This window comes from Streptomyces sp. NPDC111802, from assembly GCF_055634335.1.
On record NZ_JBVKCZ010000046.1, the window covers coordinates 20,062 to 42,333 of the forward strand.

The 22,272-nt window shown below is 70.6% G+C and carries 23 protein-coding genes; 11 read left to right on the forward strand and 12 right to left on the reverse strand.

Annotation, left to right across the window (positions count from 1 at the left end; all coding sequences use genetic code 11):
• Nucleotides 1-58: 58 nt before the first annotated feature.
• From ACZ7NC_RS36485 to ACZ7NC_RS36500, 4 genes are all read right to left on the reverse strand, one after another.
• Nucleotides 59-1,021: an electron transfer flavoprotein subunit alpha/FixB family protein gene (locus ACZ7NC_RS36485; protein ID WP_471494916.1), complete on the reverse strand. Its 963-nt coding sequence runs from the start codon at nt 1,019-1,021 to the stop codon at nt 59-61.
• A gap of 74 nt (nt 1,022-1,095) precedes the next feature.
• Complete coding sequence (locus tag ACZ7NC_RS36490) at nt 1,096-1,884, reverse strand: electron transfer flavoprotein subunit beta/FixA family protein (RefSeq protein WP_471494918.1); 789 nt, start codon at nt 1,882-1,884, stop codon at nt 1,096-1,098.
• A 242-nt stretch (nt 1,885-2,126) separates the two neighbouring features.
• Nucleotides 2,127-2,636, reverse strand: a complete 510-nt coding sequence (locus ACZ7NC_RS36495) for a flavin reductase family protein (protein WP_471494920.1) — start codon at nt 2,634-2,636, stop codon at nt 2,127-2,129.
• 208 nt (nt 2,637-2,844) lie between these two features.
• A complete protein-coding gene (locus tag ACZ7NC_RS36500) occupies nt 2,845-3,258 on the reverse strand; it encodes a TlpA family protein disulfide reductase (protein WP_471495005.1) in 414 nt (137 codons plus the stop codon).
• A gap of 76 nt (nt 3,259-3,334) precedes the next feature.
• Here ACZ7NC_RS36500 and ACZ7NC_RS36505 point away from each other — a divergent pair, with 76 nt between their 5' ends.
• The 3 genes from ACZ7NC_RS36505 to ACZ7NC_RS36515 all read left to right on the forward strand — a co-directional run bounded on the left by ACZ7NC_RS36505 (nt 3,335) and on the right by ACZ7NC_RS36515 (nt 7,693).
• Nucleotides 3,335-3,751, forward strand: coding sequence for a DUF4395 domain-containing protein (locus ACZ7NC_RS36505; RefSeq protein WP_471494922.1), 417 nt, complete (start codon nt 3,335-3,337; stop codon nt 3,749-3,751).
• Between the two features lie 188 nt (nt 3,752-3,939).
• On the forward strand, nt 3,940-4,668 hold the full coding sequence (locus tag ACZ7NC_RS36510; protein ID WP_471494924.1) for a lysophospholipid acyltransferase family protein: 729 nt from the start codon (nt 3,940-3,942) through the stop codon (nt 4,666-4,668).
• 118 nt (nt 4,669-4,786) lie between these two features.
• On the forward strand, nt 4,787-7,693 hold the full coding sequence (locus ACZ7NC_RS36515; RefSeq protein ID WP_471494926.1) for an NACHT domain-containing protein: 2,907 nt from the start codon (nt 4,787-4,789) through the stop codon (nt 7,691-7,693).
• A gap of 16 nt (nt 7,694-7,709) precedes the next feature.
• On the opposite strand, the gene ACZ7NC_RS36520 is transcribed toward ACZ7NC_RS36515, so the two are convergent.
• Both ACZ7NC_RS36520 and ACZ7NC_RS36525 read right to left on the reverse strand, forming a co-directional pair.
• Complete coding sequence (locus ACZ7NC_RS36520; protein ID WP_471494928.1) at nt 7,710-8,411, reverse strand: B3/B4 domain-containing protein; 702 nt, start codon at nt 8,409-8,411, stop codon at nt 7,710-7,712.
• Nucleotides 8,412-8,431: 20 nt separating this feature from the next.
• Nucleotides 8,432-9,004, reverse strand: a complete 573-nt coding sequence (locus ACZ7NC_RS36525) for a transglutaminase domain-containing protein (RefSeq protein ID WP_471494930.1) — start codon at nt 9,002-9,004, stop codon at nt 8,432-8,434.
• A 198-nt stretch (nt 9,005-9,202) separates the two neighbouring features.
• Between ACZ7NC_RS36525 and ACZ7NC_RS36530 the strand changes: the two genes are divergently transcribed.
• Nucleotides 9,203-10,564, forward strand: coding sequence for a hypothetical protein (locus ACZ7NC_RS36530; protein ID WP_471494932.1), 1,362 nt, complete (start codon nt 9,203-9,205; stop codon nt 10,562-10,564).
• 13 nt (nt 10,565-10,577) lie between these two features.
• On the opposite strand, the gene ACZ7NC_RS36535 is transcribed toward ACZ7NC_RS36530, so the two are convergent.
• The 3 genes from ACZ7NC_RS36535 to ACZ7NC_RS36545 are packed head-to-tail and all read right to left on the reverse strand — an operon-like array spanning nt 10,578 to nt 13,836.
• Nucleotides 10,578-11,648, reverse strand: coding sequence for a threonine aldolase family protein (locus ACZ7NC_RS36535; RefSeq protein ID WP_471494934.1), 1,071 nt, complete (start codon nt 11,646-11,648; stop codon nt 10,578-10,580).
• Complete coding sequence (locus tag ACZ7NC_RS36540) at nt 11,645-12,394, reverse strand: SDR family NAD(P)-dependent oxidoreductase (protein ID WP_471495007.1); 750 nt, start codon at nt 12,392-12,394, stop codon at nt 11,645-11,647. Before ACZ7NC_RS36540 ends, ACZ7NC_RS36535 begins: the two co-directional genes overlap by 4 nt.
• Nucleotides 12,395-12,438: 44 nt before the next feature.
• Nucleotides 12,439-13,836 (reverse strand): DUF6421 family protein, encoded by a 1,398-nt coding sequence (locus ACZ7NC_RS36545; RefSeq protein WP_471494936.1) that lies wholly within the window; start codon nt 13,834-13,836, stop codon nt 12,439-12,441.
• A 389-nt stretch (nt 13,837-14,225) separates the two neighbouring features.
• On the opposite strand from ACZ7NC_RS36545, the gene ACZ7NC_RS36550 reads away from it, so the two are divergent.
• Nucleotides 14,226-14,909 carry a glycerophosphodiester phosphodiesterase gene (locus ACZ7NC_RS36550; RefSeq protein WP_471494938.1) on the forward strand — a complete coding sequence of 228 codons (684 nt, stop codon included), beginning with the start codon at nt 14,226-14,228 and terminating at the stop codon, nt 14,907-14,909.
• 18 nt (nt 14,910-14,927) lie between these two features.
• Here the strand turns inward: ACZ7NC_RS36550 and ACZ7NC_RS36555 are convergent, their stop codons facing one another.
• Nucleotides 14,928-15,479 (reverse strand): GNAT family N-acetyltransferase, encoded by a 552-nt coding sequence (locus ACZ7NC_RS36555; RefSeq protein ID WP_471494940.1) that lies wholly within the window; start codon nt 15,477-15,479, stop codon nt 14,928-14,930.
• Nucleotides 15,480-15,735: 256 nt separating this feature from the next.
• Between ACZ7NC_RS36555 and ACZ7NC_RS36560 the strand changes: the two genes are divergently transcribed.
• On the forward strand, nt 15,736-16,128 hold the full coding sequence (locus tag ACZ7NC_RS36560; RefSeq protein ID WP_471494942.1) for a VOC family protein: 393 nt from the start codon (nt 15,736-15,738) through the stop codon (nt 16,126-16,128).
• A 122-nt stretch (nt 16,129-16,250) separates the two neighbouring features.
• Complete coding sequence (locus tag ACZ7NC_RS36565; RefSeq protein ID WP_471494944.1) at nt 16,251-17,015, forward strand: VOC family protein; 765 nt, start codon at nt 16,251-16,253, stop codon at nt 17,013-17,015.
• 18 nt (nt 17,016-17,033) lie between these two features.
• Here ACZ7NC_RS36565 and ACZ7NC_RS36570 read toward each other — a convergent pair whose 3' ends face one another.
• A complete protein-coding gene (locus tag ACZ7NC_RS36570; protein ID WP_471494946.1) occupies nt 17,034-17,570 on the reverse strand; it encodes a MarR family winged helix-turn-helix transcriptional regulator in 537 nt (178 codons plus the stop codon).
• A complete protein-coding gene (locus ACZ7NC_RS36575) occupies nt 17,567-18,982 on the reverse strand; it encodes an FUSC family protein (protein ID WP_471494948.1) in 1,416 nt (471 codons plus the stop codon). Before ACZ7NC_RS36575 ends, ACZ7NC_RS36570 begins: the two co-directional genes overlap by 4 nt.
• Before the next feature lie 175 nt (nt 18,983-19,157).
• Here ACZ7NC_RS36575 and ACZ7NC_RS36580 point away from each other — a divergent pair, with 175 nt between their 5' ends.
• From ACZ7NC_RS36580 to ACZ7NC_RS36595, 4 genes are all read left to right on the forward strand, one after another.
• Nucleotides 19,158-19,697: a DUF5134 domain-containing protein gene (locus ACZ7NC_RS36580; RefSeq protein WP_471494950.1), complete on the forward strand. Its 540-nt coding sequence runs from the start codon at nt 19,158-19,160 to the stop codon at nt 19,695-19,697.
• Between the two features lie 207 nt (nt 19,698-19,904).
• Nucleotides 19,905-20,576: a phosphatase PAP2 family protein gene (locus tag ACZ7NC_RS36585; protein WP_471494952.1), complete on the forward strand. Its 672-nt coding sequence runs from the start codon at nt 19,905-19,907 to the stop codon at nt 20,574-20,576.
• Nucleotides 20,577-20,664: 88 nt separating this feature from the next.
• Entirely contained in the window at nt 20,665-21,417 is a 753-nt protein-coding gene (locus tag ACZ7NC_RS36590) for an HAD family hydrolase (RefSeq protein ID WP_471494954.1), read from the forward strand.
• Nucleotides 21,418-21,567: 150 nt separating this feature from the next.
• On the forward strand, nt 21,568-22,254 hold the full coding sequence (locus ACZ7NC_RS36595) for a TetR/AcrR family transcriptional regulator (protein ID WP_471494956.1): 687 nt from the start codon (nt 21,568-21,570) through the stop codon (nt 22,252-22,254).
• The last annotated feature ends 18 nt before the right edge of the window (nt 22,255-22,272 follow it).

The window sequence follows — 22,272 nt, forward strand, 5'->3', positions numbered from 1 at the left end:
CACAAGGCCCCCGTGACCGTCGGCACGGTCACGGGGGCCTCGCTGCGCCTGTTCGGGATCAGCCCTTGCGGGACTTGATCTCCTCGGTCAGGGTCGGGACGACGTCGAAGAGGTCGCCGACGACGCCATAGTCGACCAGCTCGAAGATCGGGGCCTCGGCGTCCTTGTTGATCGCCACGATCGTCTTCGAGGTCTGCATACCGGCACGGTGCTGGATCGCGCCCGAGATGCCGGAGGCGATGTACAGCTGCGGCGAGACCGACTTACCGGTCTGACCGACCTGGTTGGTGTGCGGGTACCAGCCGGCGTCCACCGCGGCACGCGAGGCGCCGACGGCCGCGCCGAGGGAGTCGGCGAGGGCCTCGATGATCGCGAAGTTCTCCGCGCCGTTGACGCCACGGCCACCGGAGACCACGATCGCGGCCTCGGTCAGCTCCGGACGACCGGTCGACTCACGCGGCGTGCGGCTGGTGACCTTGGTGCCGGTGGCCTGGGCGGAGAAGGTGACGGACAGCGCCTCGACCGCGCCGGCGGCCGGGGCGGCCTCGACGGCAGCGCTGTTCGGCTTGACGGTGATGACCGGGGTGCCCTTGGAGACACGGGACTTGGTGGTGAAGGACGCGGCGAACACCGACTGGGTGGCCACCGGGCCCTCGTCGCCGGCCTCCAGGTCGACGGCGTCGGTGATGATGCCGGAGCCGATGCGCAGCGCCAGCCGGGCGGCGATCTCCTTGCCCTCGGTGGAGGACGGCACCAGCACGGCGGCCGGGGAGACGGCCTCGACGGCGGCCTGGAGGGCGTCGACCTTCGGGACGACCAGGTAGTCGGCGTACTCGGCGGCCTCGTGGGTGAGGACCTTGACCGCGCCGTGCTCGGCGAGCGTGGCGGCGGTGTCACCGGCGCCGTTGCCCAGCGCGACGGCGACGGGCTCGCCGACGCGGCGGGCCAGGGTCAGCAGCTCCAGGGTGGGCTTGCGGACGGCGCCGTCCACGTGGTCGACGTAGACGAGAACTTCAGCCATGGGATTGCTCTCCTGCGGATTGCGAAGGCTTGAGGGGCGGAAGGGGTGTTGAGCCTCAGCGGGCCGACAGGCCCTTAGATGAACTTCTGGCTCGCGAGGAACTCGGCGAGCTGCTTGCCGCCCTCGCCCTCGTCCTTGACGATCGTGCCGGCGGTGCGGGCCGGACGCTCGGCCGCGCCGTCCACGACGGTGTAGGCACCCTCAAGGCCGACCTCCTCGGCCTCGATCTCCAGGTCGGACAGGTCCCAGGACTCCACCGGCTTCTTCTTGGCGGCCATGATGCCCTTGAAGGACGGGTAACGCGCCTCGCCCGACTGGTCGGTGACGGACACGACCGCCGGCAGGGATGCCTCCAGCTGCTCGGAGGCGGAGTCGCCGTCGCGGCGGCCCTTGACCGTGCCGTCCTCGACGGAGACCTCGGACAGCAGGGTGACCTGCGGGACGCCCAGCCGCTCGGCCAGCAGGGCCGGTACGACACCCATGGTGCCGTCGGTGGAGGCCATGCCGGAGATCACCAGGTCGTAGCCGGCCTTCTCGATCGCCTTGGCCAGCACCAGCGAGGTGCCCAGGGCGTCGGTGCCGTGCAGGTCGTCGTCCTCGACGTGGATCGCCTTGTCGGCGCCCATGGACAGCGCCTTGCGCAGCGCGTCCTTGGCGTCCTCCGGGCCCACCGTCAGGACGGTGATCTCCACGTCGTCGTCGGAGTTCTCGGAGATCTGCAGCGCCTGCTCGACCGCGTACTCGTCGAGCTCGGAGAGCAGACCGTCCACGTCGTCCCGGTCGACGGTCAGGTCATCGGCGAAGTGCCGGTCGCCAGTGGCGTCGGGCACGTACTTCACAGTGACAACGATCCTCAAGCTCACGCCGGCTCTCCTACTGCGTCGACATTTCTCTGCTGCCTACTTGCAGGCAGCATAGGCGCCCCAAGCGGACGATCCCGATCGGGGCGACCCGCGCCCCGAGCGAAATATTACTCGTCAGTACACCCAGTTCGTGCCCGCTAAGCAAGCGCTTTGAACTGTGACCTTTGCAACGCAGCGTAATCGGAAATCGACGTGCTCGCAGAACCGTGGACGGCCGGTTCGGTCACATGGGTTCGGTGAGCTCAGTCACGTAGCCCGTTGAAGCGGCCCTGGTGGTACAGCAGCGGGCGTCCGGGGCCGGTGGGGTCGCCCAGGACGACCTCGGCCAGCACGATGCGGTGATCGCCGGCCGGGACCCGCGCCGTGACCCGGCAGATCATCCAGGCCTGCACGTCGTCGAGGAGCGGGACCCCCTCGGGGCCCTCACGCCAGTCGGTGGACGGGCCGAAGCGGTCGGCGCCGCTGCGAGCGAAGGTGCCGGCCAGCTCCTGCTGGTGCTCGCCGAGTATGTGGACGCCGACGTGGTCCGTCGTGGATATCGCCGGCCAGCTGGAGGCGCCGATGCCGATGCCGAAGGAGAGCATCGGGGGCTCGGCGGAGACCGAGGTGAGGGACGTGGCGGTGAAGCCGACCGGGCCCGTCTCACCGCGCGCGGTGATCACAGCCACTCCGGCGGCATGACGCCGGAACACGGAGCGAAGCAGGTCGGGGGAGGCTAGCCGAGGTGTACCCAGGCCGGACGTGGCCGTCATGGAGTTGTCCTTCTGCGAGGGGAGGGATCCGGATCCGTGGTTGCTCAACAGTCCGGACAGCACGCGCTCGCGGTGCGGGCCAGATCGACGTGGACCCGTCCGAAGAGAAGGAGTTCCTCACACATACGGTCAGGCTGACGATAGGTGGTGCGCACAGTCAAGTAGGTCCCGGGATGTGGGAGATGACTCACCCTCGTGTCACGCCCCCTCAGACCGCTTCCCCCAGGGCCGCGATCACGTCCGCCTTGCGAGGCTGGCCGGTGGCCCGCCGTACGACATTGCCGTCGGCGTCGAGCACCAGCACGGTCGGGGTCTTGAGGATGTCGAGCCGGCGTACGAGGTCCAGGTTGTCCTCGGCGTCGATCTCGACGTGGCTCACACCGGGGACCAGGCCGGCCACCTCGCCGAGCACGCGCCGGGTGGCCCGGCAGGGCGCGCAGAAGGCGCTGGAGAACTGCACGAGGGTGGCGCGCTCGCCCAGGTCCCCGCCCAACTCGGCCGCGCCGAGCCGCATTCCGTCGTCGCGCCCGCGCACCCTTACTCTCCCGCTCCGCCGCCGCTGCAGCACTCCGTAGGCGCTCGCCATCGCGAGCACCGCCACACACACCACCAGTCCGGTCATCACCCTGCTCAAGCGTTCATGAGACTGCAAAGATTCCCAGCTCCCGGAAGGCTGCCCGTTGCGGAATGCTTGATTCATGGACATTGATGTGAGGGGGCCGCGCTTCGGGGCGGCCGTGACGGCCCTGGTGCTGGCGGTCGTTCTGGTCACCGGCAGCGCCTGGCTGCTCGCCTGGCAGACGCTGGCGTTCGCGCTGGGCGCGGCGGGCGGGGTGGGCCGGTCGCCGTACGGCCTGCTGTTCCGCACGGTCGTGCGGCCGCGGCTCGGGCCGCCGACCGAGTTCGAGGCCCCCGAACCGCCGCGGTTCGCACAGTCGGTCGGGCTGGTCTTCGCCGGCCTCGGCCTGGTCGGATACACGCTGGGGCCGGACTGGCTGGGGCTCGCCGCCACCGGGGCCGCGCTCGCGGCGGCCTTCCTGAACGCCGTCTTCGGCTACTGCCTGGGGTGCGAGATGTACCTGCTCGTGCGGCGGGCGACGGTGCGCGCTGGGTAAAGGCGACGCCAAAATCCGAGGTGGATCACGGGGCTGACGTGACGAGGATCTCGCCGTTCCCCGGCACTTGGGCTTGGCCGTCGGCCGTTCTTGGGGCACGATCTGCGACATGCCGTAAACCTACGGCTGCGTAACTTTTCCACTGGGAACCCCCTGCCCAGGCAGAGAAGGAAGGGTCCACCCCGTCCATGGCAGAGCTTGTCTACCGTCCTGTCGTCGGTTTCGCCCAGGCGTTGTTCAAGGCGTGGGACCTCAAGATCGACTGCAAGGGGTCGGAGAACATTCCGCGCTCGGGCGGCGCCGTGCTGGTGAGCAACCACATCAGCTACCTGGACTTCGTCTTCAATGGCCTGGCGGCGCTCCCCCAGAAGCGCCTCGTGCGCTTCATGGCGAAGGAGTCCGTGTTCCGGCACCGGATCTCCGGTCCGCTGATGCGCGGTATGAAGCACATCCCGGTGGACCGAGGACAGGGTGAGGCAGCGTACGCCCACGCGCTGGACTCACTGAGATCCGGCGAGATCGTCGGGGTCTTCCCGGAGGCCACGATCTCGCAGTCGTTCACGCTGAAGAGCTTCAAGTCGGGCGCCGCCCGACTGGCCCAGGAGGCGGGCGTACCGCTGATCCCGATGGCCGTGTGGGGCACCCAGCGCCTGTGGACCAAGGGCCACCCCCGCAACTTCAAGCGCAGCCACACCCCGATCACGATCCGCGTCGGCGAGGCGATCGAGGCGTCCAAGGACAAGTACGCGGGCGCGATCACCCGCCAGCTGCGCGAGCGCGTCCAGGAACTGCTGGAGGCCGCCCAGCGCGCCTACCCCGTGCGCCCGAAGGACGCGGGCGACACCTGGTGGATGCCGGCGCACCTGGGCGGCACGGCCCCTACACCGGAGCAGGTGCGCGCGGCCGAGGCGCGCTGACGCCCGAGCGTCGCCTCGCCTCCGCACACCCGCACGCTTCCGCGGTCTGGACGCCCGGCCTGCCCATGGCTACGGTCCCGGTACCGGGCCCGCGCCCGGGAAAGGGGGCCCGAGCTGCGTGCTTGCCGAGGTCGCGGCCGGAGTGATCGTCGAGGCCGTCGTCAGTACCGCGCGCTGGCTGAGGCGTGAGACCACGGGCGGGGAAGACGCCGAACGGGCCCTGCTCCGGTGGTTCGACACCTATGCGCTCGAACCCTCCCAAGGCCTCGGCCCGACGCTGCCGGACGGTGTCCCCACCGCTGTGGTGCAGGACTTCTTCCGCCACGTCGACAGCCAGGCTCTGCTGCACGAGCTGATGGCGTCCCGTCTCACAGACGCCCCGGAAGCCGTGATCACCAAGCTGCGCGAGGCTTACGCCTCCTGTGCTCGCGCCGCGCTGGGCCCGACGTTCGCCCACATCGGACTCGACGCTCCCGAAGCGGCGGCGGGCAGCCTGGCGGAAGAGTTCTTCGATCATTGCGACCTCGAAATCGCCGGTTTCGTAGGGCGGTTGAGTGATGCGGACTCCACGTTGCTCGACCGGATCCGCCAGGAGGCGTTCTCGGCTCGGGTCGTCGCTGTCCTCGGGGCCATCGAACGGCACACGCGCGCCCTGTCCTTACGGGACTCGAGTTGCCTGGCGGCGGACCAGTCGTTCGTCTCGGCCTACCGCCGACAAGCCGCATTCGCCCACGGGTCCCTGGAGCCACCCGATTTCGAGCGACGTCGGCGCGTGCCGATCGGGGACCTGTATGTGACCCCCGGCATCACCGCACTCCTCGAGAACCGGGCGGTGCAGGACGACGGACCCTCGCTCGGCCTGACGGATCTACAGCGCGCGCTCGACCGGACAGTCCTGCTGGGTGACCCCGGCTGCGGCAAGTCGACCGCCTGCCAGGTCCTGCTGCACCGGCAGGCCTCCGACTCCGGGGCGCGCGTGCCGTTCCTAGTCGTCCTGCGCGAGTTCGCGCTCGCGGACGCAGTCCGGCGGTCGGTTGTCGATCACATCGAGTACCGCCTGGAGACGTACTACCAGTGCCCGGCACCACCGGGTGCCGTCGACCGGCTTCTGCTGAGCGGAGCGGCTGTCGTGGTCTTCGACGGCCTCGACGAGCTGGTCGACACCACCCGGCGACGCGAGATGACCGAGATAGTCGAGCTCTTCTGCGCCCAGTACCCCCTGACTCCCGTCCTGGTGACGTCCCGCGCCGTGGGATACGACGAGGCGCGTCTCGACGACCGTCTCTTCGAGTGCTACCGGCTCGGGCCGTTCGATGCCGAGCAGAGCCAGGAGTACGTCGAGAAGTGGTTCGCGCAGGAGGAAGCAACTCCGGAGGACGCTCGTCGCAGCACGTCGTCCTTCCTCACCGAGAGCTCAGGGTTGCCGGACCTGTGCGCCAACCCGTTGATGCTTGCGCTGATGTGCATCCTGTACCGCGGCACGAGTTCCCTTCCGCGCAATCGCCCAGAGGTGTACGAGCAGTGTGCCTCCCTGCTCTTCCGCAAGTGGGACGTCCGGCGCAGGATCCACGTGGAACTCTCGATGGCGCGCCTTGTCGAACCCGCCCTGCGGCACCTCGCCTTCTGGCTGTTGACGCGGCACGGCGACGTGGCCGCCGTGGCGGAGCGCGAACTGGTCGACCGTGTCATGGAGTTCCTGGACGCACGCGGCTTCGAGGACCGGACTGAAGCGAGGGCGGCGGCGCAGCAGTTCGTCGGGTTCTGCCGAGGACGCGCCTGGGTGTTCAGTGACGTGGGCACCGACGCACAGGGGGAGAGCCTCTACACCTTCACGCACCGCACCTTCCTGGAGTACTTCGCCGCCGCGCAACTCGCAAGCACGAGTGACACCCCGGAAGTGCTGGCACGGCGCCTCGCGCCGAGAGTGACCCGCCAGGAATGGGACGTCGTGGGCCAGCTGGCGGTGCAGATAAAGGACCGCGCGACGGACGCGGGAGCCGCACGCGTCTTCACGGCGTTGCTCAGCGACCATCGCCGCAGGTCGTTGGCCGGCCGCGGAAACCTGCTCGCGTTCCTCGCACGCTGCCTTACCTGTGTGGATCCGCCACCTCGCACGGTGCGACGGCTTGCGCGAGCGACAGTGGAGCACCTCATGCTCGGCGATCCGGCGACGGAGTGCAGCGCTCCGCTGGCCGCGCTGCTGCGCAGCAGCTGGGACTGCCGCGACGTCGTCACGGACGAACTCAGCCATGCCGTCGCCGAGGCCGTGAGTTCGGGCGATCCCACGCGCCGCCGCGCCGCGCTGCTCCTGGCGGGCTATGCCGGGGCCGCGTTCTGGGGCGACTCTTCCTCTCCGGCCCATGCGCACTGGGATGAGTTCTCCCAGCAGATGATCGCCCGCTACGCCGCGGAGTTCCTGGCGATCGCACCCGATCACACTGGCCTGATGGACGTCTGTCTCGGCCATGGCCTGACCGACCTCGGGGATTGCTTCCAGCGCTGCGAGCTGGACTTCGGCTCGCTCTGGCGAGGATGGCAGATGGGAATCTTCGGGCCTGGAGCCTGGTATCCCTACGCCTCTCGCTGCGTGTTCGTCCTGCTCCTGGGGACCGAGGCGTGCCGACCCTTGTTCGAGACGACTGTTCAGGACTGCTCCGCGGTCGGCACGTGGCTCGTCCGCCATCCCGAGCCGCCCTGGACCGATCACGCCGACGACGTGTCCGCCTTCCTGATCACCATCGCCGAATCCCTCGCCGTGCGGGAAGGGCAGCGCCTGCCCGACCTCACCCCCGAGGGCTATCTCGGGGCCACGGTGATGCTGCTGGGCTCCCTCGAGGCCAGCCGTGAACCTTCCGTCGAACGAATCGTCCCGGAACTCGGCCCACTGGCTGAACTGGAGGCATACGTTCGTGCGCGGTACGGCGGCGACGGCGCCCGCCTCCCCGATCTCCCTGTCCCAGGCGCGTTCCACGACGTCCTGCGAGCCTGGGCCCGGCGGGAGGTGAACTTCGTACGCCGGGCATGACCGGACCTATGAGCCGTCAGACGCCCGGCGCCGGCGGCCGGACCTCGATCCGTGCTCCGGGGCTGAACTTCTCCAGCAGGTCGGCGAGTTCCCTCGCCGCGCTCTCGACGTCGGCCACAGGCATCGGCGACAGGCTCTCCAGTAGAAAGATTCCGGACACCGTCTCCTCGGTGAGGCGGGTGCGCGGGCCCTGGCGCCAGTTCCAGCGGCGGCAGGTGACGCCCGCGTCGTCGCGCCACACGATCTCGCCCGCGTCCGGGTGCTCGACGACCTCCTCACCGCCGGCGACGGTGACGAAGTCCTCCTCGCCGGTGGCGCGCACCAGGTGCATGCCGCCCTCGATGCGGTCGATGTCCTCGCCGCCCACGGGGACGAGATGGGCGACGCTGATGGCGTTGTACACGTCCACCAGGAGGTTGATCCGGGGCAGGCCCGCCTCCGTCAGCGCGCGCTTGGCCAGCGCCTCCGCGGAGTTGCGGGTGCGTGAGGGCTTCGAGCCGAACGCCGTGTACGCCTGCCGCCAGGCCGCCATGTGCGGGTCCTCGTGCGGGGCGCGCCCGGCCAGACGTACGGCCAGGCGCCGGGCCGCGTCGTCGAGGACCGCCGAACTGGCCTCCGTACTCGGGCCGTTGACCAGACCGTGCGCCTCCACGGCGACGTGCGTGAAGCCGGGTACGAGCGCGCGCAACTCGTCGGACACGGTCAGCGCGAGAGTCATCGTCCGCCTTCTCCCGGGGATCAGAGTGCGGTGGGGAGTGTCCGCCACAGGTGCGGCCGGTCGGGGGCGGCCTTGAGGACATCGAGCACCACCGGATGCGGTGCAGCATACAGGACCGGACAGTCCAGCTCATTGAACTCGGGGTCGGGAACGAAGGCCAGCCGCTCCCCGTCGAGCGAGAACTGCGCGTCCACGCCCGGCTTGTTGCCCCGGGGATCCTGCCGATGCCAGGCCCCGTTGAACCGCACGGCGATCAGACCGTGCAGCGCCTCGAACTTCTGATAGCACAGCGCGGTCGGGATGTCCTCGGCCCGCAGCAGCGCGGCCAGCGCGTGCGCCTTGGCGTAGCAGATGCCGGTCCCCTGCTCCAGGACGTCGGAGGCCCGCCAGGTGACGCGGAGATCACCGGAGTCCTGTGAGTGCGGGATGGTGTCGCGGACGAATTCGAAAGCCGTTCGTGCATACTCATACGAGTCAGCCACCCCGTGGGCGAGCCTCGCAGCCGTCTCACGCACCAGCGGATGGTGGTGATCGATCGCCTCGTCGGCGGCCAAATAGGCGGATAGATCTGCGGTTTCCTGGATCATCTGCATGACGGAGAGGGTAGGCGGCAGCGGAGCCGATGGTCAATCAAATTGCGAGCCATCGCATAGATATGCGGCGACGCGAAACGGCCGAACACAGCCGCAACCCCCGCGCCTTGTTACAACCCCTCCCCCGTACCGGCGGTCTCGGTCACCGACCGGATCACCGACGAGTTCACCGACGTTCTCATCGACCAGGGGGAATCCATGAAGCATCGTCTGCTCGGAGCCGCGCTCGCCGGCTGCGCTCTCGCCGCAGTCGGGGCCGGGCCCGTGTACGCCGTGTCCGACCAGTTGTGGATCGACGCGCCGTCGGAGTCCGTGCTGCCGGCGCAGGGCTCTGGCGGCCCGGCCGAGCGCACGCTCACGGTGCGGGTCAGCCACGACAACACCGAGAACGAGGTCGAGCCCGGCCTGCTGACCGTGGACACGAGCGAGGTCGCCTCCTTCGCGCGGGTGTCGTGGCCCTCGAACTGTGTGCCGGAGTCGGCGGTGAAGGCGGTCTGCGACTTCCCGGGGATGCCGGCCGGGACGGACCTCGTGACGGCGGCCCGACTCGGCCTGAGCGCACTGCCAGACGCGGACCTCGCCGCCTCCGAGTACGTGCGCTACAGCGCGAACGCCGGTGAGCTGACGTCGTTTCCCGCGGAGACGCGGGTCAGCCTGGGCGACGGTCCGGACCTCGGTCTAAGCCAGGCCGAGTACCAGCGGGATCTCAGGCCCGGAACGAACACCCGGGTGAGCGCGACGGTCGGCAACAACGGCAACCGCGCCGTGCAGCGAACGCTGCTGTGGATCAACGCGTCGTACGGACTGCGCTTCAAGGAGCGGCACTCCAACTGCGAGTACCGGCAGCACGGGACCGGGGAGTCCGCACTGTGTGTGCTGGACGAGCCGGTGGCTCCGGGCGAGCGGTACGCGCTGACGACCGGTCTGCGCGTGGAGCGCAGGGCGCTGTACGAGCGGTTCGACCACTCCGTACTGCCGTATTCGGACCAGGCCCTCGAAGAAGCCCGCGCCGAGTGGACCTGGACCCCGGGGACGGGTCCCGAGCTGGACCTTGGCCCCGTGACGGCGGCGCCGGCCGTCGCCGGGGAGGACGACATCGATCTGTCGGACAACTACCGGGTCGTCATCCTCGAAGCCAGGAACACCGCCGACCTGAAGCTCACCGGCAGCAGGGTGCGCGGGGCAGCCGGTGACACCGTGACCGCGGCCGTCACCGTGCACAACCGGGGCCCGGCTTGGGTGGCGTCGCTGGGTGCGGGCGCGCCCGTGGCGGTGGTGCGGATCCAGGCGCCCGAGGGCACGACGATCGTCGGTGTGCCGGAGGAGTGCTCGCCGCTGCCGCCGTCCGAGGAGGGGGCGCCCGTCACGACGTACTTCTGCTGGACTCCGATCTACCTGCGCGACGGGGCGTCCCACCGGGTGGAGGTGCGGCTGAGGATCGACGAGGTGGTACGCGGGGCGCGCACCACCGTCGAGACCCTCAACGACGAACCGGAGCTGCCCATCAGCAGGTTCGACCCGAACCTGCGCAACAACAGGGCACAGCTCGTGGTCAACTGACGGACGACGTCCGCTAGCGCGCCATCTCCTCCTTCAGCGCCGCCACGAACGCGTCCACGTCGTCCTCGGCCGTGTCGAACGCGCACATCCAGCGCACGACACCCTCCGCCTCGTCCCAGAAGTAGAACCGGAACCTCTTCTGCAGGCGCTCGCTCACGTCGTGCGGAAGCTTGGCGAAGACGCCGTTGGCCTGCACCGGGTAGAGGATCTCCACGCCGTGGACGGCACGCACGCCCTCGGCGAGGCGCTGGGCCATCTCGTTGGAGTGCCGGGCGTTGCGCAGCCACAGGTCCTTGGCGAGCAGTGCCTCCAACTGCACGGACACGAAGCGCATCTTGGAGGCCAGCTGCATGGACAGCTTGCGCAGGTGCTTCATGTGGCTGACGGCGTCCTGGTTGAGGACGACGACCGCCTCGCCGAACAGGGCGCCGTTCTTGGTGCCGCCGAGGGAGAGGATGTCGACGCCGACCGCGTTGGTGAACGTCCGCATGGGCACGTTCAGCGAGGCGGCGGCGTTGGCTATCCGGGAGCCGTCCAGGTGCACCTTCATGCCGTGCGCGTGGGCGTGGTCGCAGATCGCGCGGATCTCGTCCGGCGTGTAGAGGGTGCCCAGTTCGGTGCTCTGGGTGATCGAGACGACCTGGGGCATCGCCCGGTGCTCGTCCTCCCAGCCGTACGCCTGCCTGTCGATCAGCTCGGGGGTGAGCTTGCCGTCCGGCGTGGGCACGGTGAGCAGCTTGAGGCCGCCCATCCGCTCCGGTGCGCCGCCCTCGTCGACGTGGATGTGCGCGCTCTCGGCGCAGATCACTGCGCCCCAGCGGTCGGTGACCGCCTGGAGCGCGACCACGTTGGCGCCGGTGCCGTTGAAGACCGGGAAGGCCTCGGCGGTGGCGCCGAAGTGGCTGCGGATGATCCGCTGGAGGTTCTCGGTGTAGTCGTCCTCGCCGTAGGCGACCTGGTGCCCGCCGTTGGCCAGGGCCAGGGCGGCGAGCACCTCCGGGTGGGCGCCGGCGTAGTTGTCACTGGCGAAGCCGCGGACGTCCGGGTCGTGATGACGCCGAGCGTCGGTCTTCGGAGGGTTCACGGCTTCTCGGTCAGCCACAGACGGTTTCCGTTCACTTCGGCGGCGGGCTTGTCCCAGACGCCGACGACCGCGTCGGCCAGGTCCTTGACGTCCGTGAAACCCGCGAACTTCGCGTTGGGGCGATCGGCGCGCATCGCGTCGTGCACCAACGCCTTCACCACCAGGATGGCAGCCGCGGACGTCGGGCCCTCGGCGCCCCCGGCCTTGCGGAAGGCGTCGGCGAGCGCGAGCGTCCATGCCTCGGCGGCGGCCTTGGCGGCGGCGTACGAGGCGTTGCCCGCGGTCGGATTCGAGGCGCCGGCGGCACTGATCAGCAGATACCGCCCACGGTCGCTGCGCTGCAGGGCCTCGAAGAAGGCCAGTGAGGTGTGCTGCACGGTGCGGATGAGCAGCAGCTCCAGGAAGTCCCAGTCGTCGAGGCTGGTCTTGATGAAGGTCTCGCTGCCGCGCCAGCCGCCGACGAGATGGACCAGGCCGTCGACGCGGCCGAACTCCTTCTCGGTGCGCAGGGCCCAGTCACGCGTGGACTCCAGGTCGAGCAGATCGACCGTCTCGCCGGTGACGGACGCGCCGCCGGAGGCGTAGCGCGCGGCGTCCACGGCCTCCGCCAGCCGCTCGGGGTCGTTGTCCGCGCCGACGACCGTCGCGCCCGCCTCGGCCAGTCGCCGCAGCGCCGCCCGGCCCGCGGGTCCGCCCGCGCCGGCCACCGCGATCACCGCACCGCTGAGAGCTCCGTTCCCCGCCATTTTCTTCGCCTCCTGCTGAGCCGTGTTCTCGGTGCTGCCGTCGCTCACGCGGCGACTCGCTCGGCGCTCTCCGCGGTGATGCCCTTGGTGGAGGCGATCACTTTCTTCAGCTTCTTGGAGAGTGCCTCATAGAACATGCTCAGCGGAAACTCGTCCGGAAGCACGTCATCGACGAGCTTGCGCGGCGGCAGGGTCAGGTCCAGGGCGTCCGGGCCCTTGGCCCAGCGCGATCCCGGGTGCGGGGCGAGGTAGGTGGAGACCAGCTCGTAGCCGGCGAACCAGTGGACGAGCTTCGGGCGGTCGATGCCCTCGCGGTACAGGTTCTCGATCTCGGCGCACAGCTGGTTGGTGACCTGCGGGGCGCGGTCCCAGTCGATGTACAGCTTGTTGTCGGTCCAGCGGACGACGTCGTGCTTGTGCAGGTAGGCGAAGAGCAGCTGGCCGCCGAGGCCGTCGTAGTTGCGCACGCGCTCGCCGGTGACCGGGAAGCGGAACATGCGGTCGAACAGCACGGCGTACTGCACGTCACGGGCCTGCGGGACGCCGTCCGTCTCCAGCTTCACGGCCTCCTTGAAGGCGGTGAGGTCGCAGCGCAGCTCTTCGAGGCCGTACATCCAGAACGGCTGGCGCTGCTTGATCATGAACGGGTCGAACGGCAGGTCACCGTGGCTGTGGGTGCGGTCGTGGACCATGTCCCACAGCACGAAGGCCTCTTCGCAGCGCTTCTGGTCGTGGACCATCGCGGCGACGTCCTCGGGCAGGTCGAGGCCGAGGATGTCGACGGCGGCGTCGGTGACGCGGCGGAAGCGGGCGGCCTCGCGGTCGCAGAAGATGCCGCCCCAGGTGAAGCGCTCGGGGGCCTCGCGCACGGCGATCGTCTCGGGGAAGAGCACGGCGGAGTTGGTGTCGTAGCCGGCTGTGAAGTCCTCGAACTTGATGCCGCAGAACAGCGGGTTGTCGTAGCGGGTGCGCTCCAGCTCGGCCAGCCAGTCCGGCCAGACCATGCGCAGGACGACCGCCTCGAGGTTGCGGTCGGGGTTGCCGTTCTGCGTGTACATCGCGAAGACCACCAGGTGCTGGAGGCCGTCCGCGCGGCTCGCGGCGGGCTGGAAGGCCAGCAGCGAGTCGAGGAAGTCGGGCACCTCGAAGCCGCCCTCGGCCCAGCGGGTCAGGTCCTTCACGAGGGCCTCGTGGTAGGCGGCGTCGTGCGGCAGCAGCGGGGACAGCTCACCCACGGCCTCGACGACACGCCGTACGGCGGCCTCGGCGTCCGCCCGGGAGGGCGCGCCCTCGGCCTCGAAGTCAATCGATCCGTCCTTGGACTGCCATGGCCGGATCAGCTCCACGGCATCCTTGAGCACCGGCCATGCCGGGTGCTCAACCACCCTGGTCACGGGAGGAACCTTCCCCTCCACTGCCGCCTGCACAAGAATTTCCGTCATGCCCCATCCTCCACGGGAGAACCTTACGTAAGGACACCGTATGCATACGAGGTTCCTCTCAGCAAGAGGAGGTCCGGGAAAATATCCTGCGTATCCCCAAGGTCACAGAACTTTTTCCTGTTGAATGCCGTAACGGCGATTAGACCGGCATCCATTGGGCAGACGCAGAGCCGACCCGCCGGAACCGGTCAATTCGCGCGGGACTCGCCCACCCCAGGGTGACCGGCCAGAGGGGCAGGATCCAGGCACGGCACGTCCATGGCCGCAAACCCTGTGTACACGTGGGGTTCATCACGCGCACAGGCCACTAGGCTGCGGCACTGCCGCGCGAACAGTCCGCTCCGGTTCGCGCGCGAGCCGAGCCGCCGTCGACGGAAGCGAGTTGAACGTTGAACTTCCTTACCATCGGTCATCGCGGAGTCATGGGTGTCGAACCCGAGAACACCGTCCGCTCCTTCGTCGCCGCCCAGCAGGCCGGCCTCGACGTCATCGAACTCGATCTCCACCTGAGCAAGGACGGCGCGCTCGTCGTCATGCACGACACCGATGTGGACCGCACGACCGACGGAACCGGCGCGATCGCCGACAAGACCCTCGCCGAGCTGCGTGCCCTGGACGCGGGCCGAGGCGAGCGGGTGCCGGTGTTCGAGGAGGTCCTGGACGCCGTGAAGGTGCCGATCCAGGCCGAGATCAAGGACGTCGCGGCGGCACGGGCGCTGGCCGAGGTGATGAAGGAGCGGGACCTGGCGCCCCGGGTCGAGGTGTCCTCGTTCCACGACGACGCCGTCGCCGAGATCGCCCGCCTGGTGCCCGGGGTACGGACCGCGCTGATCGCCAGCCGCTACGGCACCGACATCGTCGACCGGGCCGTCGCGGTCGGCGCGGCGACGGTCTGCCTGAACATCCGCCGGCTCACCCTGGAGATCGTGGAGCGCGCTCGCAAGGCGGACCTCAGGATCATCGGCTGGGTCGTCAACACGCAGGACCACCTGCGTCTCGTACGGGCCCTGGGACTGGACGGCGCGACCACCGACTACCCGGAGATCAAGCGCACCGGCCGCTTCACGGCCTGACCGTCCACCGCGTGAACGTCACACCAGCTCCTTGACCAGCAGCTCGAACTGAAGGTCGTCCCGCTGCGGGATGCCGAAGCGCTCGTCGCCGTACGGGAACGGGGTCATCCGGCCCGTACGGCGGTAGCCGCGCCGCTCGTACCAGGCGATCAGGTCGTCCCGTACGGAGATCACGGTCATGTGCATCTCGGTCACACCCCAGGTCTCGCGGGCTCGCCGCTCCGCCTCCGCGATGATCACCTTGCCGAGGCCGGCGCCCTGGAGGGCGGGGCTGACCGCGAACATCCCGAAGTAGGCGTACTCACCGCGGTGTTCGAGCTGACAGCAGGCGACGATCCGCCCGTCCCGCTCGACGGTGAGCAGCCGGCTGTCGGGCGACTTGATGACCTCCCGCACGCCCTCCGGGTCGGTCCGCTGCCCTTCGAGGATGTCCGCCTCGGTGGTCCAGCCGGCCCGGCTGGAGTCCCCGCGGTAGGCCGACTCGATCAGCGCGACCAGCGCGTCCACGTCGGCGTCGACGGCGTCGCGGAAGGTGAGTCCGGTGTCGGCGGGGCTCGCGGCGGTGTCCATGGGGCGCTTCTCCACTCTCGGGCGCGGCTCGGGCACCGCTGAGCGTAACGCGCCACTAGGGCCTGTCCGGCGGATCAGGTCGGCTCAGGGCAACGGCGCCTTCCAGCCGACCCGAGCGGGGTCTGGTGCGTGCAGCTGCAAGGCGGAGGAGGGAGTCGACGCGGAGCGTCGGCGACCGACGACAACGCGGCAGATGTGCGTGCCAGACCCCGCGACGCCGGCATGATCCGCCCGACAGGCCCTAGGCTCCGGCTGCATGGTGCATGTACTGAGCGGCCGGACCCTGCTCCGCCCCACCGATCCCGAACGGTCCCGTGTCTTCTACGGCGAGCAACTGGGCCTCGCCGTCTACCGCGAGTTCGGCACCGGGCCGGAGCGCGGCACCGTCTACTTCCTCGGCGGGGGCTTCCTTGAGGTCTCGGGGCGTTCCGAGACGCCGCCGTCCCCGGCCGTGCAGCTGTGGATGCAGGTCGAGGACGCCGCCGCCGCGCACGAGGAGCTGGCGGCGAAGGGCGTCGAGATCGTGCGGCCGCCGGTCCAGGAGCCCTGGGGGCTGATCGAGATGTGGATCGCCGACCCGGACGGGACGCGGATCGTGCTGGTGGAGGTGCCGGCGGACCATCCGCTGCGGTACCGGCCCGGAATCTAGGGCCGGTGCTCCCCGCGGGCCGGCTGTGCCGCGCGGGGCCCGGTGGCTCTTCCGCCGGTTGGCCGGGGCTCTGGGCGGGGCTTAGCGTGCTGGAGGGGGTTTTCCTTCGCGGGAGGAGCGCCATGAAGCTCGACAAGCCGGTGACCGGCGGACCCTGCTGGACGGAGCTCGGGACCAGTGATCTGGCCGGGGCCAAGGGGTTCTACGAGGGGTTGTTCGGCTGGCGCGCCGAGACCGATCCGCGTCAGGAGGCGGGCGGCTACACCGTGGCGCACCTCGGGGACGCGGCAGTGGCCGCGCTGACGCCGCTGTACCAGGAGGGGCAGCCGGTGGCGTGGAACGTGTCGTTCGCGGTGCCGGACGCGGACGCGGCCGCCGAGCGGGTCACGCGGGCCGGCGGCACCGTACTGGTCGGCCCGATGGACGTGTTCGACGTGGGCCGCTTCGCGGTGGCCGTGGACCCCACCGGCGCGGTCTTCCAGCTGTGGCAGGCACGGTCGTTCAGCGGCGCGGGGCTGCTCAACGCGCCCGGCGCCCTGGGCTGGGTGGAACTGCTGACCCGGGCGCCCGAGCGGGCCGTGGAGTTCTACACGACGGTGTTCGGCTGGACCGTCAACGCCTCGGAGCACTACACGCAGTGGGGCATCGACGGGGCCGACTTCGGCGGGATGCTGACGATGGACGACAAGTTCCCGCACGAGGTGCCGGCGCACTGGCTGCCGTACTTCGCCGCGGCGGACGTGGACTCCACGGCGGCGGAAGCGACCGAGGCGGGCGGCACCATCCTCATGGAACCGACGTCGGTCCCCGACGGTCCGCGCATCGCCGTGCTGCGGGACCCGCAGGGCGCGGTGTTCGGCGTGTACCGGGCGGCCGACGAGCGCTGACGCGACGGCTCGTGCGGTTCAGGTGCGCAGGGCTCCGAGCCGTCCCTCAAGCCTGCCCAGCAAGTCGCCGAGCAGGGCGGCGAGTTCGCCCCGCCCCTCCGGGTCGAGTTCGGACAGTACGGCCGTCTCGTACGCGAGTTGCTCCGGCAGGATGCCGTCGACCAGGTCCCGGCCCGCGTCGGTGAGGCGGAGGTGGGCGACACGACGGTCGCGGGTGTCGCCGCGGCGCTCGACCAGGCCCCGCTCGGTCAGCTGCTTGAGCCTCTTGGTGACGGCGGCACCCGAGGAGAAGGTCTCGCGGGCGAGCTCACTGGGGGTCAGCTCGTGACCGGTGCGGCGCAGCGCGCCGAGCAGGTCGAACTCGGGGCGGCTGAGGCCCGCACGGCGCAGGGGGGCGTCCTCGGCCTGCTGGAGGAGAGCGGCACAGCGGTTGATGCGGCCGATGATCTCCATGGGGGCGGTGTCGAGGTCGGGATGGACGGTCTGCCACTGCCGGACCACCGCGGCCACCGTGTCATGTCTCGCCCCGGCCGGCCCGCCGTTCGTCCCCGTCATGGCCGTACGCCCTCCGTCGTGGTAGCTGTGCGCTGGTCCGGGTGCGGCTCTGGGCTCCGTCCCGTAGCCGCGAGCGTACGGCGTCCGGTCCGCTCGGCACGCGCGACCCGCGACCGGTGCGGAACGGCCACCGCCGCGGCGAGCCCGACCAGCGCGCCGACCAGGGTGTCCACGATCCGCTCGCTGATCAGCCGTCCGGGTTGCTGGAACCCGGCGAACTCGGTGATGAGCAGCGCCATCGGCGTCACACAGACGCTGCCGAGCCAGTAGTTGCGCCCGATCAGTGCCTCGGCGCCGAAGTTGAGGGCGAGACAGCACAGCACCAGGGCGACCTCGCCGGTGTGGGCGAGCGGCACCAGCGCGGCGAAGAGCAGGACGCCGAGCAGGTTGCCGACGACGCGCTGGACGCCCCGGCCCCAGGTGAGGGTGAGGTTGGCCTGGTACAGGGACGCGGCGGTGACCAGGGCCCAGTAGGGGCGGCCGGTCCCCAGGGCGAGGGAGGCGTAGCCGGCGAGGGCGCAGCCGAGGGCGGTACGCACGGCGAGCGGGGTCAGCGGGCGCAGACGGCGCCACAACGGGCCGGGGTGGACGGTGAGTTCGGTGTCGATGCCGGTGAGGTCGTCGACGTCGGGCAGGGGCCGGTTGCCCCGTACCTGGCGGGCCCAGGTGCGCAGCAGCGCCGGGTCGGCGTCGGCCGGGGCTGCGAGGGCGACCTCGGCGTGGACGACGAGGCGTTCGAGGGCGCGGCGGGTCTCGGAGGGGCTGCCCGCGGAGAGCAGCGCCTGCCGGGCGGTCCGGACGGCGGCGTGGGCCGGGGCGCGGTCCCGGTCGGTGCCGTGGGTCTCGGCGTAGGCGGCGGCCGCGTTCAGGGCGCCCGCGGTGGCCCGGCGCTCCGGGCCGTGCGGTCGCAGCAGGCCGGGGGCCATGCCGACGAGCCAGGCCCAGGCGCCGGCCGCGGCGGCCAGGGCGAGGTGGCCGGGGAGCCGGCCGAAGGTCTGCGGGACGAAGAGGGCGGCGGAGCTGATGAACGTGAGGACGACGTTGCCCGGCGGACCGATGCGGGTGGCGTCGCACAGCACCTTCTGCACGGCTGCGAGCACCGCGCCGACGGCGACCAGCACGATGGTGCTGCGGGTGAGCGAGGCCGTGACCAGGGCGGCGGCGAGACCGCCGAGCATCCCGAGCAGCACCCACGCCAGGGCGCGGGCTCGAGCGGCGTAGGGCCGGTTGTGGGCGTAGAGCGCGCACAGGGACCCGGCCATGGTGTACATCGCCAGGTCGAGCCGGCCCAGCGCGAGCAGGGCGAGGTTGGGCGGGGCGACGGCGGCGACCACGCTCAGGGCGGGCTTGAACCAGATGTCCGAGGGCCGGCCGAGGCGCAGCACCCCGAGGAGCGGAAGGCGACTGCTCATACCCATTACCTTAGCAAGTGTTTTACTCGTAAAAAACATGCCTGGACCCGCCCTGACGTGCCGTGACCTGTCGTGCTCCGCCGAGTGCTCCCCGTGTACACCCTTGCGCTCGCGTGCGCACCGCACGGCCGGGGCATCGACGGACTGTCCGAGACCGTCGAGCGGGGAGGTGCGCGTGCACGGACCGGCTTCGCCCGGCTGGCTGCTGGTCGCGCTGTGTGCGGCGACCGGGGCCTACTGTCTGCTGCGGATGCGCAGCCACGTCGAGGAGCAGCGCCGTACCGCGGGCGGCGAGGCGCTGATGGGCTTCGGCATGGCCGCGATGGCGGTGCCCGCCGCGGTGTTCACGCCGCCGGCGTGGGCCTGGCCCGGTTATGCGGCCGTGTTCGGCGCGGCGGCGCTGCACGCCCTGTGGTCGGCACGGACGGGCACTCACCATCTGCACCATCTGGTGGGGTCCTCGGCCATGGTCTACATGTCGCTCTCGATGGCCGCCTCACCCGGCCATCAGGGTGGACACGGCGGCTCCGGCGTCCCGCTCGTGACGGGCGCGCTGCTCGTCTACTTCACGGCGTACGTGCTGCTGTCCGGCGTCCGCCTGGTGCCCGTCGCCGCCGCCGGCGCGGGGGCCCGCTGGGGCGACCGCCCGGAACTCGCGCGGGCCTGCCGGCTGTCGATGGGGATCGCCATGACGGCCATGCTGCTGACCCTCTGAAGGACACACCCCTTGAGCGAGCAGGGGATGAACCGCCGGGGGTGGCGATTTCTGACGCTGCGATAGCGAAGTCCGCGGCCGGGTACCCGCAACCCGTCAGCTGGTCGCGCGGCTCCGGGGGGCGACCCGCGCTCTCCTGTGGCGGCGGCGTCGCAAACCCCACCCCTGCGCTGGCCTCCCGCCCCACCGGTCGGCGAGGATCGCAGTATGCACACCCAGTCCGTCGAGTCCCCGCCCCGCCCACCGGCCGAGCGCACAGCCTCCCGCTGGGCCGGTGCCCTCACGCTGTGCTCCGCGTTGCTGATCGCCCTGGTCGCGGTCCGGTGGTACCCGCTGATGACCCTCGACGACGGCATCGCGGACACCACGCACCGCTGGGCGGTCGACGAGGGCGGCGTCACGCACACGTTCCGCATCCTGACGGACTGGGTCTGGGATCCGTGGACGATGCGCGTTCTGACGTTCGCGGTCGCGATCTGGCTGGTGTGGCGCAGAGCCGCGCGCTGGACGGCCGTATGGCTGGTTGTCACCTGCGCGCTGGCCACGGCGATCCAGCAGTCGCTGAAGGTCCTGATCGACCGCCCCCGCCCCGTCTGGTCCGACCCCGTCGACTCCGCCCACTACGCCGCCTACCCCTCCGGCCACGCCATGACCGCCACGGTGGTCTGCGGTCTGCTGCTGTGGCTTCTGCACCGCTACGGCGCCCAACCCGCCCTGTGGCGTACGGCCGTGACCGTGGCCGTGATCTCCGTGGCCGGTGTCGGCCTGACCCGGGTGTGGCTGGGCGTCCACTGGGCCACGGACGTCGTCGGCGGGTGGCTGCTGGGCGCGCTGGTCGTGGTGCTGGCGGTGGGTGTGCACGCGCGGTGGCGAGGGTGAGCGCGCTACCGCGAGTGGGCGAATTCGTCCGTGTGTTCCGCGGCGGCGATCTTCCCGCGCGGTGGAACGCGCCCCGTAGGATCCCTTCATGACCGCAGTTCTGTTCGATTTCTCCGGGACCCTCTTCCGTGTCGAGTCCACCGAGAGCTGGTTGCGCGGAGCGCTCACCGAGGCCCAAGTGGAGATCGCCGAGGCCGAGTTGGCCGAGGCCGTGCAGGCACTGGAGGCGATGGGCGCGCTGCCGGGCGGGGTCGACCCCTCGTGGCTGCCGGAGAACGTCGCGAGTGTCTGGGGAGTGCGGGACAAGAGCGCGGAGCTGCACCGGGCGGCGTACACCGGCCTCTCGCGGCATGTGCAGCTGCCCGACGACCGGTTGCACGACATGCTCTACGACCGCCACATGACACCGCCCGCGTGGCTGCCGTACCCGGATGCCGCCGACGTACTGCGGACCCTGCGCGAGCGGGGCGTCGGCATCGGCGTCGTCAGCAACATCGGCTGGGATCTGCGACCGGTGTTCCGGGAGCACGGTCTCGACCCGTACGTGGACACATACGTGCTGTCCTACGAGCACGGCATCCAGAAGCCCGACCCCCGGCTGTTCGCGGCGGCCTGCGAGGCGCTCGGCGCCGATCCGGGGGACGTCGTCATGGTCGGCGACAACCGACGCGCGGACGGCGGTGCGGCGGCCCTGGGCTGTGCGGTGCACTTCGTGGACCATCTGCCGGCGGCCGAACGGCCGGACGCGCTGCGACCGGTGCTTGAACTCGTGGGCGCCGGACTTCCGACCGACGGCGCCGGACCGCGGGCCGACGGCGCCGACCCGACCGCCGGGAAGTAGCCTCCGGCCACCATCCCGGCGGTCGGGCCTGTCCCGGACGATCCCCCGCGTCGCCCGGGACAGGCGGCAACCTCGACCAGGCCGTATCAAGGCCGGGCCGCACGCACTGAGTATAGTTGGCTGGCAGCCAGTCAACGCAGGAGTTTCAGCATGTCCCCGCGCAGCGCCTCGGTCAATGAAGAACTGCGGCGGCGATCCCGGGAGCGGCTGCTGCAGGCGGCGGTCGAGCTGGTCGGCGAGCGCGGCTACGACGCCACGACGCTCGGCGACATCGCGGACCGGGCGGGCTCGGCGCGCGGACTGGTGTCGTACTACTTCCCCGGCAAGCGCCAGCTGGTGCAGTCCGCCGTGCACCGGCTGATGCACCGCACGCTGGAGGAGGCGCTGGAGGGCGAGCCGCGCGCCGAGGACGGCCGGGAGCGGATGGCCAGGGCCATCGACGCGATTCTCGGCCTGGCCCAGCACCGGCCGGTGCTGATGCGTCAGCACATGGCGGGGATCCTCCAGGCCGAGGGCTTTGTGCAGTGCCCGGAGCAGCGGCGCCTGGCCGAGCTGCTGCGCGAGACTTGCGAACGGCACGGCTCCCTGAATGTCGACACCGACTATCCGATGCTGCGTGCCCTGCTCATGGGTGCGGTCTACGCGGCGCTGGTGCCCGGGGTGCCGATGCCGGTGACTGTGCTGCGGGCCGAGTTGTTCAAGCGGTACCGGCTGGACTGGGAGTCGGGAATGCCGCCGGACGAGGCGGCGGAGCCGGGTCGGGCGGGCGACACGGATCTGTCGCGCTTCTTCGCCACCGGGTCCTCGACCGACTGTCCGGAGGAGCGGTCGACGTAGGAGCTCCCCTCGGCCCGG

Coding starts and splice junctions, on each gene's coding strand:
- ACZ7NC_RS36545 (WP_471494936.1), bottom strand. CDS start 13,836: ATGACGGAAATTCTTGTGCAGGCGGCAGTGGAGGGGAAGGTTCCTCCC.
- ACZ7NC_RS36540 (WP_471495007.1), bottom strand. CDS start 12,394: ATGGCGGGGAACGGAGCTCTCAGCGGTGCGGTGATCGCGGTGGCCGGC.
- ACZ7NC_RS36560 (WP_471494942.1), top strand. CDS start 15,736: ATGGTGCATGTACTGAGCGGCCGGACCCTGCTCCGCCCCACCGATCCC.
- ACZ7NC_RS36505 (WP_471494922.1), top strand. CDS start 3,335: ATGGACATTGATGTGAGGGGGCCGCGCTTCGGGGCGGCCGTGACGGCC.
- ACZ7NC_RS36530 (WP_471494932.1), top strand. CDS start 9,203: ATGAAGCATCGTCTGCTCGGAGCCGCGCTCGCCGGCTGCGCTCTCGCC.
- ACZ7NC_RS36565 (WP_471494944.1), top strand. CDS start 16,251: ATGAAGCTCGACAAGCCGGTGACCGGCGGACCCTGCTGGACGGAGCTC.
- ACZ7NC_RS36575 (WP_471494948.1), bottom strand. CDS start 18,982: ATGAGCAGTCGCCTTCCGCTCCTCGGGGTGCTGCGCCTCGGCCGGCCC.
- ACZ7NC_RS36485 (WP_471494916.1), bottom strand. CDS start 1,021: ATGGCTGAAGTTCTCGTCTACGTCGACCACGTGGACGGCGCCGTCCGC.
- ACZ7NC_RS36555 (WP_471494940.1), bottom strand. CDS start 15,479: ATGGACACCGCCGCGAGCCCCGCCGACACCGGACTCACCTTCCGCGAC.
- ACZ7NC_RS36500 (WP_471495005.1), bottom strand. CDS start 3,258: ATGACCGGACTGGTGGTGTGTGTGGCGGTGCTCGCGATGGCGAGCGCC.
- ACZ7NC_RS36520 (WP_471494928.1), bottom strand. CDS start 8,411: ATGACTCTCGCGCTGACCGTGTCCGACGAGTTGCGCGCGCTCGTACCC.
- ACZ7NC_RS36525 (WP_471494930.1), bottom strand. CDS start 9,004: ATGCAGATGATCCAGGAAACCGCAGATCTATCCGCCTATTTGGCCGCC.
- ACZ7NC_RS36595 (WP_471494956.1), top strand. CDS start 21,568: ATGTCCCCGCGCAGCGCCTCGGTCAATGAAGAACTGCGGCGGCGATCC.
- ACZ7NC_RS36585 (WP_471494952.1), top strand. CDS start 19,905: ATGCACACCCAGTCCGTCGAGTCCCCGCCCCGCCCACCGGCCGAGCGC.
- ACZ7NC_RS36590 (WP_471494954.1), top strand. CDS start 20,665: ATGACCGCAGTTCTGTTCGATTTCTCCGGGACCCTCTTCCGTGTCGAG.
- ACZ7NC_RS36570 (WP_471494946.1), bottom strand. CDS start 17,570: ATGACGGGGACGAACGGCGGGCCGGCCGGGGCGAGACATGACACGGTG.
- ACZ7NC_RS36495 (WP_471494920.1), bottom strand. CDS start 2,636: ATGACGGCCACGTCCGGCCTGGGTACACCTCGGCTAGCCTCCCCCGAC.
- ACZ7NC_RS36510 (WP_471494924.1), top strand. CDS start 3,940: ATGGCAGAGCTTGTCTACCGTCCTGTCGTCGGTTTCGCCCAGGCGTTG.